Below are 15379 nucleotides of genomic sequence, written 5' to 3' on the forward strand. Positions count from 1 at the left end.
GCTAGTAAATACGAATGCTTTTAAGTCTATTTATCAGGGTTTTAGTGTAGTTTAAGTCATCAACTTCAACGTAAAATTAAAACGCCGAACTGAATCCAGTTCGGCGTTTTTGCTTTAAGTCACAGATTGCGTATAGAAACCCTTAAAAATATCGACACTCGTTCAGTAAAAAATAAAACCATGATATAAAACAGTCTGTATATAAGAGAAGTCACAGCGTTACCTAAAATTATAAATCTATGGGGTAATCTTGAAAGTCAGACGTAAATACATTCTTAGTTTTTCCATTGCGCTCGCCATTGTGTCGATGATTCTTTCGGCCTTTCAATTTAACCGAACTGAAAGGTCACTGTTGGAATCCAACCAGCTATTTTTTCGAACGATTGTGAATGCGAGTTACGATATTGTCGACACAACAGTTAATGAGGCGATAAAGACATATCTCAAAGGAATTACCGATACCGTTGCGTCCCATGTATGGCATGCCACACCGGAACAAGAAATTGAACAGGTCAGCCAGATCGCCAGTGAACTGCACATTGGACAATCAGGTTATATCTATTTGATGTCACCGCAAGGCGTTCACCTTTACCATCCTTTCTTGCAAGGAAAGAAGCGCGGGCATCTTACTCATATCCAAAAACAGCTCACTATTGACTCTGGTATGATCGAATACTTTCACGCTAATCCACATGAGATAAGTCGGCGTGCAAAAGTTGCCTATTCGATGAGGCTACCGAGTGGCAATACTTTGGTCGCGACGACCTATAAAGAAGAATTGATGTATTTGGTCGATCTTGAAGGCTTAAAAGATAAGCTGAGAAAGTACGCGTTCGGTGATAGCGGATATGTGTACATTATTGATCTTCAGGGTAACTTAGTGCTTCATCCTGATTATGAACACAAGTCATTGAAAGCCTTGATAGGCTACTCGTCCGAACTGCTCATTGATCGAATCGCAACCCAGCCAGAAGGTCACTTTAGCTATTCAATTTCCAGTGATAATGGTACGACCAACAAAAACGTCTTCTATAAGTTTTACCCCTATCTGAATTGGGTCATTTCCGCCGGTATTTTAGAGCAGGAGCTCAATAGAAATCATAGTTTGCTGTTCATTAGTTTAATGGCTTTGGTCGTGAGCCTATTGAGCATTATCATCGTGTTGGTGCTTTACCTGCGGCATCGTCATCTCAAAATCTTGGATGTTGCGAGCCTCGATTACCTCACTGGCCTTCCTAGCCGGCGGAGTTTTATCGAGCAGTTAAAGCTGAAAATTGCTCAAAGGTCGCCTTACCCGCTAACAAATGTCGGTGTCATTTTGCTTGATATTGACCATTTCAAACGGGTGAACGATCAATATGGTCATGCTCAAGGCGATAGGGTTATCTGTGAGGTCGCAAAATCACTGAAGAGATTTGTTAATCGTCGTCGCTTGATTGCACGCTATGGCGGTGAAGAGTTTATTTTGGTGACGTTTGATTGTGATGAGCGTGAGTTATTCGAATTGTCTGAGGAACTCAGACGAAGTGTAGAGCAACTGCAAGGTTTGGTGTCACCTGTCACAATCAGTGCTGGCTGTTGTCACGATCGAGCGCTCACTGATATTGAAACAGCGATCGATAAAGCTGACAAAGCGCTTTATCAAGCAAAAGAGAGGGGACGTAACAACACTCAGACGTATCAAAAGAACGAATATCGCGTTGCTTATATGTGATCAGTTGAAAGAATCGATGTCTTCAAAGGCTGGAAGGTTGGAAATCATGCTCTTGAGAACGACAGACACAAAAAAGCCCAAATAGATCGCTCTATTTGGGCTTTTTCAGAAATATTTGAAATGCTAATCGCTAATTTAAGCTTTCGCTGCTTTCATCGCTTCCGTTTTTTTTTCCTTTTGCATTTTTGCAAGGAAGTAGATGTTTACACAAGCGATGAAACCGTTGGTCGCGACCACTGGCCATGCGTCAATCATAACGCCGTATGCTGTAAAGAGAGTACAGCCAATAAAGTTAAGGACACGCAGACGAACGATATCTTTCATTGTTAATGAAATTGCGACCATAATAGATGCCGCGTAACCTAAAATTTCAACCATATTGAATTCCATTGTTTGACCCTCTTAAATTTGCCGATACTTTGTCGGTACCAATTCTTCTCTTCATGAGATGATTGAGGAAGCTCCGTGCCTCGAATGGTCTGGTTATGTTTAACGAGGTAGACTATACCAACTCTGTTTTTGTGATTAAACCCCCAAAACGGGCAGAAGTGAAGGTTAGCGATTACGCAAACGTTTAATGACCTTTCTATTAACATAATTACTATTTATGTTGGGAGGTTAATTGATATTTATTCTTATATAGGTAAGGAAGCCGCGAATGATAAAACGATCCATTTGTGCAACAAAAAGCATAAAAAAAGCAGCGTTATTGGCTTTGATAGCGATTGGACTGACAGCATGTACCACACAAGAAATGCCGCCAACGCACAATTATGGTGTGGTCACCAGCGGTGATTTTGAGTTCATGGAACACGGAGTAACGACGTACTCGTGGCACCCTGAATCAGAGCAGGTTTACCTTTCTCAAAAATACGATGAGACCGTAGTAACCGATCTAGTGCGTGATGCGATTGAAGATCAACTCGCTACGAAAGGTTATCAACTGAATCAAAATGGTGCAGTTGGTGATGTTGTTGTCGGTTTTGGATTGGCCGAAGAATCAGAGTTAAATGATGACTCGATTTTCGATGCGATTAAGCTTTCAACAGGGGTGCCATTTTATGATGGTGACGGAAAGGTCGCCGAGAACGGATCGCTGTACATTGCTTTTTTCGTACCTAACTCTCAGGTCGTACAATGGCAAGCATTAGCACAGTCTGGCATTCAACCTGATTTAGAGCCAAGCGAGAGCAAACAGCGTATTACTGGCTTTGTTGAAATGTTATTTAGACGCATGCCTGAGCGATAGAATAAGCCGTTGGATGCATTCGTTGAGTCAATATTAGTTGTTGAGAATATGGTCAGATCGCAGATTGTACTTTTTTATTTGTAACGAATGGTACAAATACGTAAAGCAACGTAAAGTTCGCGCTTCTTTTGCTAGCATTTGTCTATACTGCTCAAAACGTTAACTTAGGTTTGATTCAATGAAACTGTTTTCCAAATACTCTCTCCCTCTATTAAGTATATTCATTGTAAGTAACGCAGCGATGGTAAGTAATGCAGCTATCGCAGCACCTTCTATAGTACCAAGCCCACCTAGCCTAGGCGCAAAAGGGTATGTGTTAATTGATTTTAATTCTGGTGATGTGCTGGTAGAAAAAAACGCACACACTAAGTTAAACCCAGCAAGCTTGACCAAACTGATGACCAGCTATGTGGCAGGGCAAGAGATGAAGCGAGGCAATATCTCTGCTGATGATCAGGTACGAATCAGCGAAAATGCGTGGGCGAAGAACTTCCCAGACTCTTCAAAAATGTTCATCGAAGTAAATACCGATGTAGCAATGATGGATCTTTACCGTGGTTTGATTATTCAATCAGGTAACGATGCAAGTGTTGCGATAGCGGAACACGTTGCGGGCTCGCAAGATGCATTCGTTGACCTGATGAACTCTTGGGCTACCTCTCTGAAGCTAGAAAACACCCATTTTGCCAATGCACATGGTTTGGATGCAGACAACCTCTATTCGACTCCTTATGATATCGCGCTGCTCGGTCGTGCGATTATTCGTGACTTACCGGATGTTTATGGCTTATACAGCGAACGTTCGTTCAGTTACAACGGCATCACACAACACAACCGTAATGGCTTACTGCGTGATAGAAGCTTGACGGTTGATGGCATGAAAACGGGCTATACCTCTGGCGCTGGCTACAGTTTAGCGAGTTCGGCGACACAAGGTGAGATGAGACTTATCGCGGTTGTGATGGGCGCATCAAGCGTTAAGAGCCGTGAGTCAGACAGCAAACAGTTGTTGAGCTATGGCTTCCGCTTCTTCGATACTCTAAACCCGCATCAGGGTGGAGATGAAGTCGCTGAAGAGAAGGTATGGTTTGGTGCTAAAGATACATTGAAGCTGGGTGTTGCAGAAGACACGTTTATCACACTGCCTAAGTCAGACAGTAAAAAGCTAACGGCATCGATTGAACTTGATTCTGAGTTGAAGGCACCGATTGCAGAAGGTCAAACACTAGGTGTGGTTCATTACACAGTCGATGGTGAAGATGTGCAAACTCAGCCATTGATTGCGCTAGAGGCTGTTGAACAAGGTGGAATATTCAAACGTCTGATGGATTACGTTAAGTTGTTTTTCGCGAACCTATTCTAAATAGGGTCGTTATTCAGCTAAAACGAGAAAACTTAATGGGCGTTGTGAGCAAATCACAACGCCCATTGTTATTTCTACATCCATGAAAACACCGTCATCTACTTTCTTTATTAGCCGTAGCGGACGGTTTCGATTACTATACGCAAAATTTAGCAGTGTAGTCACTTATGACCATAGAGATAAAGAACGTAACCGAACCTGAAGTAACTTGTGCCAATTGTCAGGCATGCTGTTGTCGTTTAGAGGTTATGATCATCACAGATACCGGCGTTCCTGAAGAGCATATTGCTTATGACGAGTGGGGCGGCGAGACCATGCTGAGATTAGACGATGGCTGGTGCTCTGCGGTAGATAGAGAAACACTGATGTGTACTATTTACGAAAACCGACCTTGGATCTGCCGTGAGTTCGAAATGGGCTCTTACGAGTGTGTGGAACAACGCACTGATGTTATGGGTTAGGCGTCTGCAACATTGCAGTTAGTAACGAAAGTACGCTACCGGCCTGTGATAAGCACATAAAAAAATTAAACTTCAGGGTTCTATATCTCAAGCAGATTTAGAACCCTGATGCGTTTAATGAGATAAAAATTTCACGAAACAATAATTTAAGTGAAATAAGAGCTTTAACGAGAAAAAGTTTTAATGGGACAAAAATTTTAGCGCGGTAATCGTTTCATAGCGGCAATCGTTTTATCGCACCAATAGTTTTAGCACGATAAGAACAGCTTAAAACTCAGAAGGCACTTCAAATTCCATCCATTCACCGGTTGTTGGGTGAATCAACTTTAGGTAACCCGCATGTAGGTGCAAGCGCTCACGTTTGTATCCGTATAAGTCGTCACCACGAATCGGTACACCGAGCCCTAATGGATGAGCACAATGCACACGCAGTTGATGGGTACGGCCTGTTTTCGGATACAGATGAACCTTGGTTTTACCATTGCTGGTACCAATCGCTTCCCAATAGGTGTCTGCGTTTCGGCCGTGTTCATGGCAAACCAGTTGTCTTGGTCTGTCTGTGATGTCACCGCGCAAAGGCAGGCTGATATCGCCAGATTTACCGTCGATCTCACCATCTAACAGAGCTGTGTATCGTTTCTCGACGGTTCTATCAATGAATTGCTTCTGAATGTGCTTGTTTGACTCCGCCGTGAGCGCCAAGATCAACAAGCCTGACGTCGACATGTCTAATCTATGGATGATTAAAGGCCCTGTCGCATTCGGGTAACGCGCTTTAATGCGTGTATAAACCGAGTCTTCGATAAACTTACCAGGAACCGACAAGAACTCCTCAGGTTTATTCACCACCACGATCTCGTCGTCTTCATAGACAATATCAAAAGACTTACCTAAAGCAGGGTTCACGATAAGCGGATTATCTTCTAATTCAATATCACTTAGCTGGTGGTCGAGGATCTCGAAGCTTTTGCTTTGGCAAACAGGGTATAGGTTTCCGTGCTGGCGAATGACAGCTGTTGGAGGTAATCCCCACCAAAACTCAGACAAAGCTAATGGCTTAAACCCGTGTTCAAAAGCAAAGTTAAGCAGCTTGGGCAGGCAACAGTCGCCAGAGCCTTCAAGAGCGTCTTTGCCATCTAACAATTCAAGTAGGCTCTTTGATTCGAGAGCTTGATTGATAAAGCGATAGTGAGAGAGACGTTGAGTTTCCAACTGTTCTGAAATGGCTTGGTGGTCTTGCTTACGGTTTTTCAGTTCGCTTTCGATCAAATCAACTTGTGATTGGCGTTCTGCGATCTTTTGCTTCCATTCGATACGAAGCGCTTTTAGGTCGCGTTTCTCTTGGCTACTTTGATTGCCCAGTTGTTTGAGCAAATTCGCCGCTGACTCTAGATTCCCCAATGCCTTTTCTTGATTGGCTTGCTCTCTGAGTTCGTTACGTTGAGCTTTATTCGCGGTCATCGCCAACTGAAAGGCTTCGATAGCTTGTGCTGATTCGACTGTTAACTCTTCAAGCTCAGCTACTAATGCGTCTAGGTTATGCGATTGTTGTAGCTTCTTAATGTCATCCGCTAGTTGTGATTGGCGAGTGAGGTTTGCACTATTGTGAGATTGAAACTGTTCTGAATCGAAGGCTGGTAGAACAAAGTTAATGTTGTTTAACTGAGAGGCCAAATACGGATCTAACTGCAAACCTGAAAACGCAGACAAATAGCCTAATTCTTGTGTGGTTGGATCCTGAACAAGAAGCACGGCATAGAGGTTGCCTTGCGATGTTTCATTCACACCACAGTCGATGAGCGACTGTTGAAGCTGCAACATAGCTAATTCACACGTAGGGTGCGGGGTATAGTAATACGGAAACGTAAACCGAGTCGGTATCGACAAGTCTTGAGTCGCGGTTTGGTTTAAGGGAAGCAGTGGAGTGTATTGAGCAAGGTTTGCTGACATGAAAATCAAACTCTATGGCTGTTCAGTTAGAGTTCGGTATTGTTGTCGAAATGAAGGCAAATGAGAAGCCAAAGCGAAAGATAAATCGGCTTTGGCTTCATTTAGTTGCTTGTGCTTATCCTAAGTGTGTCCGAGCTTGATTGAAACTCGATCAGTTCGAGTGTTCTAGCTCTACTTGCTCTGCTTTTTGGTAAGCAGGGTGGTCAGCCAAAAGCTTACCGTATTTAGCAATGTTAGGGTAAAGCGCAGTTGCACCAAAGTTACCAACGATTTCTACGATGAACGACATCATAAAGTCTGCACCTGTTAGTGTGTCTGCAACCAAGTAGGTTTTACCTTCAAGTGCATTATTCACGTAAGTTAAGATCTTTTGGTTTTCATCGTCAGCGTAGCCGCCAAGGAAATTAGTCTCGCAACCGTCTTTCATCACAAAGATTTTAAGCAGCATCGGCAAAATACCTGAACTCTCAGCAAAATGTAACCACTGTGAATATTCTACGTAGTCAGCTGTGCCGCGTGTTGGTGCGAACTTGCCCTGACCGTATTTGTCGATTAGGTATTCCGTGATAGCGCCAGATTCAGTGATCACGATGCCATCGTCTTCAATGACAGGAGATTTACCCAATGGGTGAACGGACTTAAGCTCTGGTGGCGCAAGAAAAGTGACACTGTCTCGTTGGTATGGTTTGATTTGGTAATCTACACCAAGCTCTTCCAACAGCCAGATGATGCGCTTTGAGCGTGATTTATTCAGGTGATGCAAAGTAATCATGATTCTACCTAGTTAACTAACGGGTTCAGTTTTGAATTTATTTAGCTTCGTTTGTTTTGATAACAAGCTTACCGAAGTTTTGGCCTTCTAATAGACCCATGAATGCTTGTGGCGCCTCGTCTAGACCTTCAATTAGGTGCTCACGATAGTGCATCTTGCCTTGAGACAACCATTCGGTCATTTGAACAGCAAATTCGTTATAACGGTGCGCGTAGTCATCAAAGATAATGAAGCCTTGCATCTTAATACGCTTGACCAGCAGCGTACCCATAAGGCTAGACATGCGATCCGGGCCTTCAGGCAGTGATGTCGCATTGTATTGAGAGATAAGGCCACATACAGGAATACGAGCACCGGTGTTAAGCAATGGCATTACGGCATCGAAAACCTTGCCGCCAACGTTTTCAAAATAAACGTCGATGCCGTTGTCACATGCTTTAGCCAGTTGCTCCGCGAAGTCGTCAGCTTTGTGGTCGATACATTCGTCAAAGCCAAGCACGTCTTTCGCGTACTGACACTTCTCTTGACCACCAGCAACGCCGATAACACGACAGCCTTTTAGTTTGCCGATTTGTCCAACGGTTGCGCCTACTGCACCTGTTGCCGCTGCAACGACTAGAGTGTCGCCTTGTTTAGGTTGGCCGATATCAAGCAAACCCATATAAGCCGTAAAGCCAGGCATACCCATAATGCCAAGTGCATAAGAAGGGTGCGTTGGTTCTATGCCTAGTTTGATGAGGCCTTCACCGTTAGACACACCAAGATCTTGCCAACCTGTGTAACCCAGTACCCATTCGCCAACTTCGTAATCAGCGTGGTTTGACTCTTCAACCTGACATACGGTTGCTCCAACCATCACTTCATCGATCGCAACTGGGTCTGCGTAAGATTTAGCATCGCTCATACGACCACGCATGTATGGGTCGAGAGAAAGATAAACTGAGCGAAGTAACATCTCGCCGTCTTTAATTGTTGGTGCGGCTACTGACTCTAAACGGAAGTTATCTTGAGTCGGTGCGCCAACTGGGCGAGAAGCCAATACGATGCGGCGATTGTCTTGTTGAGTCATTGGATATCCTTAATTTTATATTATGTTTATTTGGAATTAGACCAGTCGTCTAGTCTTGTTGTCTAAAAATCCCGCCGTCATCAAATTGATAAGAGGGCGGGTTATCTGTCGTTAATAAAGACTAAACACAGTACGTGGTTAGTTTTTACCTTTTAAAATCTGTTGGGTTAGGTTTAAAGCTGATTCTAAGCTGCTTGAGCTCTGGCTTAGTTTGCTCAACAAACTTGCGCCCAACCACATAGAATATAGATTTTGAGCGGTTTCTTGGCTGTCTTCAACTTTAATGGAGCCATCTTCAATACCACCAGCAACACAGTGTTGTATCGTAGAGGTCACTTTTTCAGCCCCTTTTAGTAAGGCTTGACGCATAGGATCAGAAAGATCAGAAACTTCAGCGCTGAGCTTAACTACTAAGCATTTATGAGCGTTACAGGTACCGTTTTCAATCTGTGACCATCGAGTGAAATAACTGATAATTCTCTGATAATGGTTGCCTTCACCATGAACCAAAATAGTTTCAACTCTGCTGATGTAGGTCTCAAAATAGTGCTGGATCAGAGCCTCGCCAAATTGCTCTTTCGATTTAAAGTAGTGGTAAAACGACCCTTTCGGCACGTCCGCTTCTTTAAGCAATTGCGATAAGCCAACGCCGTTAAAGCCGTTGTTCACTATTAATTGGTAGCCAACATCTAAAACATGCAGGCGTGTGTCATTCGTTTTTTCGTTCATAGGCAGTACTATAAATTAAATTAGACCAGTCGTCTAGTGATCGGTTTTTGACGGTATATTCAGTCGTTGCAAAAGTGGCTTCAACTATTCAAACGTTCACATATAAAAAAGCCCCAACATAGCTCGTATGTTGGGGCTTAAATCAGTCACTTCGGTTATTTGATAGAGATTAACTCAACATCAAAGATCAGAGTTGATGACGGTGGAATAGGGCCTGAACCGCCTTTACCGTAAGCCAATTGGCTCGGGATAAACAGGCGAACTTTTTGGCCTTCAACCATGTAAGTCAAACCTTCTTGCCAGCCTTTGATTACTTGCTTAAGAGCAAATGAGATTGGCTCGCCGCGCTCAACAGAGCTGTCGAAAACAGTGCCGTCGATAAGTGTACCGTGGTAGTGAACCGTTACTTTGCTGTTCTTAGTTGGGTGCTCTGTACCAGTACCTTCTTCAAGCACTAGGTATTGAAGACCGCTTTCAGTCGTAACAACCCCTTCTTTAGCACCGTTTTCGACAAGGAACTGTTGGCCTTGCTCGATATTTTCTTCGCCAGATTTATGATTCATCCAAGTGCGGTAGATCATGAAGCCAGCCAAAATAAAGACAATGACCGGGATGATAAATTTAGACATAGTAAAACCTATTTATAGTTAATGCTGTATTTCATAGTTAATGCAGTAATTGATAGTTAATGCAGAATTTCGCAGTTAATACAGAGTGTGTTAATCAATTGGCTAAAGCCGTGATTAGGGTTGAGTCAAAAGGTAGTTGATCGTTTTTGCGATGCCAGCAACGTCTTGGTGACCTGCTGTGAGTACTTGGTATTTACCGTTGATGATAAATGTTGGTACTGAGTTGATTTGACCTTTTACTGAGATCTCTTCTGCTTTCTTAACGTAGTCAAATAGAGCAACTTGCTGTTCTTTGTTCAGTTGGTATGGGCTAACCAAACCACGAGAAGTGAACGCTGTCTCTAGTGCTTGTTGACGCTGTTCTGGCGTTGCATCTGCACCCATTTGAACGGCACCAAATAGGTCGTCCATGAACGCGTGGTCAGGTGTCGCGTCAAGTTGCATCACCGCTGTGTAGTAGATCATTGCGCTGATTTGAGCACTTTCATTGAACGTTACGTGCATCTTGCCAATAGTTTGGTCTGTTAGCGACTCAATCTCTGGAATTGCACTTTCCATTTGACGACAGTGACCACAGTTTAAAGAGAAGATTTCAGTGATCGGAGACAGGTTAAATTCAGTTAGAGCAGTAGGAAGTGCTTCGTATTGAACACCTTTCTGTGGCTCGTCTGTTTCACTACAACCCGCAATAATAAGTACGGCAGCGAGTGCTGTGATGAATTTAGTAAATGGTTTAAACATAATGTTTGCTCTAGCGTTGAGAAGTCGTGAGATTCTAACTATTTAGTACGAATTGGAAAACAATTATAAGGTAAATAAATGCAAACAGTTCGAACTAGAGGGTGATGACAGGCTAGTTGACGGTTAACTGTGATCAAAAGCACTTTTTTTGGATGTGCTTTCTTTTCGTATAAAGTTTTTATCTAAAGTTTTTCCCTCGGTGCCGATATAGACATTAGTGAATGGTTTATCTGCATGAGTGGTTGGTGAAGTAATGAGATATTTAGCGATAATGTTAAGCATAGCTTTGGCAGGGTGTGAAACGACGTTACCAACGGGTATGTTAGGTGACGATCTGCTAGAAACTGCGCCGCAAACCGATTACGACCTTATGCATCCTGAATGGGGTGTGGTTCAAACGACATCTGTAGCGAGCAATCGCAGCTACTCAGTCCAGAACAGCACTCATCAACAAAAAACCATCACTACCAACTATGGACGTGGTGTCTCGACTAATGACCCACTGGAAGTTTTTTTAAGACAAAACCGTATCGATTTTGAAGTACTGCCGGGCAACCATGTGATGGTAAAGCTGGAACAGCACGTGAACTTTAAAACGGGTTCAGCATTCCCTGAGCCAGCCTACAATCAATGGTTGGATACTTTAGGCAGTTACCTTTCTCAACGCCAAGATATTGATGTGGTGATTGAGGGCCATACTGATAATACGGGCAGTGATCGTGTTAATGATCCGCTTTCTGAGCTACGTGCAAAAGAAGTGAAAGCGCGCTTGGAAAGTAACTATGTTTCGAGTCGTGCTATTTATACTCGCGGCTTTGGCGAATACGTTCCGGCTTGTACTAACGCTTCTCCGCAAGGCAAGGCGTGTAATCGCCGTGTAGAATTGATGCTGATTGTGTCGAAGTAGTCATTTGAGCTTTCTTCCCTAAATTGAAAGCGACGAGTTCCAAATAATAGACATAAAAAATCCCTCATATTTGAGGGATTTTTTGTATCTGACTTTCGTTTCGCAGATTAGCTTATGCGAATTGCTTTTCTAAGTAAGTAACGATATCCGAAGATTCATACATCCACTCAGTTTTGCCGTCTTTTTCGATACGTAGGCAAGGCACTTTAACGCGACCGCCACCAGCTTCAAGCTCAGCACGGTGTTGATCATTGTTCTTTGCATCACGAAGTTCAAATTGAACCGATTGACGTTTCATCGCGCGGCGCACTTTTACACAAAATGGGCACGCTTCGAATTGGTATAACGTGTGCGTCTTTGCTTGCTCATTCACTTTGCTTTGATCTTCTTGAGAGCGCTTCACACCACGTGGGCTGAATACAAAATTCAATAACAAGATGACACGACCTAAGAACCAACGGATAAACTTCATAACTCTCTCTACATATTTAAAATTAGCGTTACAATTTGCAGCATTATATACACAAGTTTTGCTAGATGCTCGCAACAAACCGCTAATATCTATTTTGTCCGTTCGATCGTGTGAGACTTAGCCACATTTAGCCCTAAACGCTTAGACAGTCGAGTCAGATTTGCTCGGTCTGTTTTCAGAACTCGTCCTGCTTGCGCCCAGTTAAAGTTGGCATCTTCCAACACTTCAGTAATGATGCTGCGTTGAAAATCGTCCGTCGCGCCACGTAAACCAGCGGATAGGTCGATCGTTGGTGTTGATAATGGTGTGTTTTTTACCTGTGTCGTCGCAATCGGTTGATCTTGGTCGAGTGGACCACAATCTTCTTTAGTGATTGTCACGAGGTTTTTGTTAGTGCTGCGAGCCAATGCTTTCAGTGCTGAACGGCTGATAACGTGTTCAAGCTCACGAACGTTACCTGGCCAACCGTAACGGTTTAGGAATACCAGAACATCAGAACGGAACTTAACTTGGTTTATACCAAGCTTACGGCGCGCTTGTTCTAGGAAGAAACCAGCTAATAAGCTGATGTCGTCACCACGCTCTTTCAATGCAGGTACCGCGATAGGGTACACACTAAGTCGGTGATACAAGTCGGCTCTGAATCGTCCTTCTTCAACTTCTTGCTTTAAGTCTCGGTTGGTTGCAGCCAGAACACGAACATCAATGGTTTGGATGTTGTCTTGGCCTACCGGTTGGATTTCGTTGTTTTGCAGCGCACGCAGTAACTTACTTTGTGCTGCCAAAGGCAATTCACCAATTTCATCTAAGAACAGTGTGCCGCCATCGGCTAGAGCAAACTTACCTAAGCGGTTTTTGTCTGCGCCAGTAAATGCGCCACGAACGTGACCAAATAGTTCACTCTCAACCAAGTTCTCAGGAATAGCAGCACAGTTCACGTAGACCAGCGGATTACGCTTACGTTGTGATTGGTGGTGCAGGGTACGAGCAACGAGCTCTTTACCAACACCAGTATCACCATGAATCAGAATATTAAACTCAGACGGTGCTACAACCGCGATGTCGTTCTTAAGCGCGACCATGGTGTCACTGTTACCAATCAACTCGCCGCCGTCACGTTCCCACGCTTCTACGTTCAACTCTTCCAGTAATTGCTTTGACTGTTTTGCTTGATGCTCAAGTTGCGAGAAAGTCATCGCCATCTGCATGGTTGAAGCCGCAATAGCAGCGAGAACTTCTAGGTTACGAGCTGGAATATTCGCAAAGACATCAGGTTTTAGGCTGTCTAGGGTTAGCACTCCTAACAATTTGTCACCAAACAGCAGAGGCAAACCCATGCAGGCATGCATTGGTAAATCGCCGTCGTGGTCGATCAGTAAGCCATCGAAAGGATCAGGCAATGAGCTATCAGCATCAAAACGAACAGGAGAACGTGATGCGCAAATCTCATCAAAGCGAGGGTGTTCCGAAATGATAAAGCGGCGACCGAATGTATCTCGACTGAGCCCTTGCATTGCGATGGGTACTAGCGTGTCGCCTTGAAGGCTTAAAAGCGCGACGCAATCACACGTTATGGTTTTACGAATGGCATCGATTAGGCGATTAAAACGGTCTTGATCGTTCACACCGCTGGCTAAACCAATGGTCATTTCCATGAGAGTGGATGCTGAGATATCTTGCATAAAGGGCTCATACTGTTTGTATTTTCATACATGGTAGAGTCTTTATGACACAAAAAAAAGGTCTTTTTGACTAAAGTTTGAAGTGGATTTTTGAAAGGATGCCAGACACAGCAAGCTTTCGCATGTTGGCACCGTTTGTGCAATGTGTCCATTACGTGTTGTCTATATGACTGAATAACTGACCTATAGTTGATTTGAATCAATTAATGCCCATTTATCAGTCCACGTGATTCTCATAAAAAATGTAGCCAGAGAGCTCATTGAGAATGAATTGGTATAAAGTCATCTTTAAATAAAACTAGTCAATTTGACTCAAGTGGTCAAAAGACTAAGTGTTCGGAGTAAATCAATGCTAAACAATCTACATATCAACATCATCAAATCGACGATTCCTCTTTTAGAAAGCGCAGGCCCTGCTTTAACTCAACACTTCTATCAACGTATGTTCACGCATAACCCTGAATTGAAAGATATCTTCAATATGACTCACCAAAGAACAGGTCGCCAAGGTGTGGCACTGTTTGAAGCTATCGCGGCTTATGCTAAAAACATTGAAAACCTAGCAGCGTTAACCACCGCGGTTGAACGTATTGCACAGAAACACACAAGCTTTAACATTCAACCAGAGCACTACCAAATTGTTGGTTTGCACCTGATTGAAACACTACGTGAATTAGCTACTGAGGCATTTACTCCAGAAGTGGAAGAAGCATGGACTGCCGCTTACCTATTCTTAGCGCAAGTATTCATCGACCGTGAAGCTGAACTTTATCTACAGCGCAAGCAGGCTGTTGGTGGCTGGGAAGCAGCACGTGCATTCGTAATTGCAGACAAGATTGAAGAGTCAGCACTCGTAACAAGCTTTATCTTACAGCCAAAAGATGGCGGTGAGGTTTTGGATTACACACCAGGTCAATACATCGGCATTGAAGTGAAACCTGAAGGCGCACAATACAGCGAAATTCGTCAGTATTCACTGTCAGACAAGCCGAACGGAAAATACTACCGTATCTCTGTGAAGCGTGAAGGCCAAGGTCAAGAAACGCAAGGTGTTGTTTCTAACCACATGCACGATACCGTTGCTATCGGCGATGAAGTTAGCCTATATGCACCAGCAGGTGACTTTATGTATCAAGAGCGCAGCAAGCCAGTAACGCTCATCTCTGCAGGTGTGGGTGTAACGCCAATGCAGTCTATGCTTGAGTTCTTGAACAACGAGCAGAAAAACGAACCGGTTCTTTACCTTCACGCTTGTGAAAACGTAGGCCAACACTCTTTCACGACTCGTGTTAAAGACATTGTTGCCGACAAAGGTTGGGAAGCGAAAACGTGGTACATGAACAAAGACGAGTCTGCATGTGAGAACACACATCAAGGTCAAATGGATCTAGCGTCTATCTCCGATACTAAAGGCTTTGAAGAGAGCGATTTCTACATCTGTGGACCTGTTGGTTTCATGAAGAACATCGTAGAGCAATTAGACGCACTCAAAGTAGATCGCTCACGCGTACACTACGAAGTATTTGGCCCTCACGCTAACTTCTAATAGCTCTCGCCAGTTCTATTAACACTCGCCTGAACTATTAACACCTTGCCTATTCAAAGGTCTCACATTGTGAGGCCTTTTTTTGTTTGGTTCTG

The 15379-nt window shown here is 43.6% G+C and carries 15 protein-coding genes; 6 read left to right on the forward strand and 9 right to left on the reverse strand.

The features are described 5' to 3' along the window. The first annotated feature begins 250 nt into the window (after nt 1-250). Nucleotides 251-1714: a sensor domain-containing diguanylate cyclase gene (locus AACR09_RS15460; protein WP_102548580.1), complete on the forward strand. Its 1464-nt coding sequence runs from the start codon at nt 251-253 to the stop codon at nt 1712-1714. Nucleotides 1715-1849: 135 nt separating this feature from the next. On the opposite strand, the gene AACR09_RS15465 is transcribed toward AACR09_RS15460, so the two are convergent. Beyond that, a complete protein-coding gene (locus tag AACR09_RS15465) occupies nt 1850-2104 on the reverse strand; it encodes a YgjV family protein (protein ID WP_010430226.1) in 255 nt (84 codons plus the stop codon). Nucleotides 2105-2372: 268 nt separating this feature from the next. On the opposite strand from AACR09_RS15465, the gene AACR09_RS15470 reads away from it, so the two are divergent. From AACR09_RS15470 to AACR09_RS15480, 3 genes are all read left to right on the forward strand, one after another. Further along, on the forward strand, nt 2373-2963 hold the full coding sequence (locus AACR09_RS15470) for a DUF4136 domain-containing protein (protein ID WP_193835343.1): 591 nt from the start codon (nt 2373-2375) through the stop codon (nt 2961-2963). Between the two features lie 178 nt (nt 2964-3141). Next, entirely contained in the window at nt 3142-4326 is a 1185-nt protein-coding gene (locus tag AACR09_RS15475; protein ID WP_193835344.1) for a D-alanyl-D-alanine carboxypeptidase family protein, read from the forward strand. 167 nt (nt 4327-4493) lie between these two features. Further along, complete coding sequence (locus tag AACR09_RS15480) at nt 4494-4787, forward strand: YkgJ family cysteine cluster protein (RefSeq protein ID WP_017076090.1); 294 nt, start codon at nt 4494-4496, stop codon at nt 4785-4787. 267 nt (nt 4788-5054) lie between these two features. On the opposite strand, the gene AACR09_RS15485 is transcribed toward AACR09_RS15480, so the two are convergent. The 6 genes from AACR09_RS15485 to AACR09_RS15510 form a co-directional block, all read right to left on the reverse strand. Then, the gene (locus tag AACR09_RS15485; RefSeq protein WP_193835345.1) at nt 5055-6737 is read right to left on the reverse strand and encodes an RluA family pseudouridine synthase; all 1683 of its coding nucleotides are present in this window, start codon (nt 6735-6737) and stop codon (nt 5055-5057) included. 151 nt (nt 6738-6888) lie between these two features. Continuing rightward, nucleotides 6889-7509, reverse strand: coding sequence for a glutathione S-transferase family protein (locus AACR09_RS15490; RefSeq protein WP_004731417.1), 621 nt, complete (start codon nt 7507-7509; stop codon nt 6889-6891). A 37-nt stretch (nt 7510-7546) separates the two neighbouring features. Then, nucleotides 7547-8578 (reverse strand): NADP-dependent oxidoreductase, encoded by a 1032-nt coding sequence (locus AACR09_RS15495; protein WP_193835346.1) that lies wholly within the window; start codon nt 8576-8578, stop codon nt 7547-7549. A 138-nt stretch (nt 8579-8716) separates the two neighbouring features. Then, a complete protein-coding gene (locus tag AACR09_RS15500; protein ID WP_029222534.1) occupies nt 8717-9307 on the reverse strand; it encodes a TetR/AcrR family transcriptional regulator in 591 nt (196 codons plus the stop codon). Nucleotides 9308-9462: 155 nt separating this feature from the next. After that, the gene (locus tag AACR09_RS15505) at nt 9463-9936 is read right to left on the reverse strand and encodes an FKBP-type peptidyl-prolyl cis-trans isomerase (RefSeq protein WP_004731366.1); all 474 of its coding nucleotides are present in this window, start codon (nt 9934-9936) and stop codon (nt 9463-9465) included. A 114-nt stretch (nt 9937-10050) separates the two neighbouring features. Further along, on the reverse strand, nt 10051-10677 hold the full coding sequence (locus tag AACR09_RS15510) for a thioredoxin domain-containing protein (protein ID WP_004731367.1): 627 nt from the start codon (nt 10675-10677) through the stop codon (nt 10051-10053). A 271-nt stretch (nt 10678-10948) separates the two neighbouring features. On the opposite strand from AACR09_RS15510, the gene AACR09_RS15515 reads away from it, so the two are divergent. Beyond that, entirely contained in the window at nt 10949-11584 is a 636-nt protein-coding gene (locus AACR09_RS15515; protein WP_029222001.1) for an OmpA family protein, read from the forward strand. A gap of 112 nt (nt 11585-11696) precedes the next feature. Here AACR09_RS15515 and AACR09_RS15520 read toward each other — a convergent pair whose 3' ends face one another. Next, the gene (locus AACR09_RS15520; RefSeq protein ID WP_102447758.1) at nt 11697-12056 is read right to left on the reverse strand and encodes a glutaredoxin family protein; all 360 of its coding nucleotides are present in this window, start codon (nt 12054-12056) and stop codon (nt 11697-11699) included. 89 nt (nt 12057-12145) lie between these two features. Continuing rightward, complete coding sequence (gene norR, locus AACR09_RS15525; protein ID WP_193835347.1) at nt 12146-13738, reverse strand: nitric oxide reductase transcriptional regulator NorR; 1593 nt, start codon at nt 13736-13738, stop codon at nt 12146-12148. Nucleotides 13739-14087: 349 nt separating this feature from the next. Between norR and hmpA the strand changes: the two genes are divergently transcribed. After that, nucleotides 14088-15284, forward strand: coding sequence for an NO-inducible flavohemoprotein (gene hmpA, locus AACR09_RS15530; protein WP_017078299.1), 1197 nt, complete (start codon nt 14088-14090; stop codon nt 15282-15284). Nucleotides 15285-15379: the final 95 nt, after the last annotated feature.

Source organism: Vibrio sp. OPT20 (assembly GCF_963889365.1).
Taxonomy (GTDB): domain Bacteria; phylum Pseudomonadota; class Gammaproteobacteria; order Enterobacterales; family Vibrionaceae; genus Vibrio; species Vibrio splendidus.

Excerpts from the sequence above, each read along its gene's own strand:
- hmpA (WP_017078299.1), top strand. The coding sequence starts at position 14,088 with ATGCTAAACAATCTACATATCAACATCATCAAATCGACGATTCCTCTT.
- AACR09_RS15465 (WP_010430226.1), bottom strand. The coding sequence starts at position 2,104 with ATGGAATTCAATATGGTTGAAATTTTAGGTTACGCGGCATCTATTATG.
- AACR09_RS15490 (WP_004731417.1), bottom strand. The coding sequence starts at position 7,509 with ATGATTACTTTGCATCACCTGAATAAATCACGCTCAAAGCGCATCATC.
- AACR09_RS15470 (WP_193835343.1), top strand. The coding sequence starts at position 2,373 with ATGATAAAACGATCCATTTGTGCAACAAAAAGCATAAAAAAAGCAGCG.
- AACR09_RS15505 (WP_004731366.1), bottom strand. The coding sequence starts at position 9,936 with ATGTCTAAATTTATCATCCCGGTCATTGTCTTTATTTTGGCTGGCTTC.
- AACR09_RS15495 (WP_193835346.1), bottom strand. The coding sequence starts at position 8,578 with ATGACTCAACAAGACAATCGCCGCATCGTATTGGCTTCTCGCCCAGTT.
- norR (WP_193835347.1), bottom strand. The coding sequence starts at position 13,738 with ATGCAAGATATCTCAGCATCCACTCTCATGGAAATGACCATTGGTTTA.
- AACR09_RS15520 (WP_102447758.1), bottom strand. The coding sequence starts at position 12,056 with ATGAAGTTTATCCGTTGGTTCTTAGGTCGTGTCATCTTGTTATTGAAT.
- AACR09_RS15500 (WP_029222534.1), bottom strand. The coding sequence starts at position 9,307 with ATGAACGAAAAAACGAATGACACACGCCTGCATGTTTTAGATGTTGGC.
- AACR09_RS15515 (WP_029222001.1), top strand. The coding sequence starts at position 10,949 with ATGTTAAGCATAGCTTTGGCAGGGTGTGAAACGACGTTACCAACGGGT.
- AACR09_RS15475 (WP_193835344.1), top strand. The coding sequence starts at position 3,142 with ATGAAACTGTTTTCCAAATACTCTCTCCCTCTATTAAGTATATTCATT.
- AACR09_RS15485 (WP_193835345.1), bottom strand. The coding sequence starts at position 6,737 with ATGTCAGCAAACCTTGCTCAATACACTCCACTGCTTCCCTTAAACCAA.
- AACR09_RS15480 (WP_017076090.1), top strand. The coding sequence starts at position 4,494 with ATGACCATAGAGATAAAGAACGTAACCGAACCTGAAGTAACTTGTGCC.
- AACR09_RS15510 (WP_004731367.1), bottom strand. The coding sequence starts at position 10,677 with ATGTTTAAACCATTTACTAAATTCATCACAGCACTCGCTGCCGTACTT.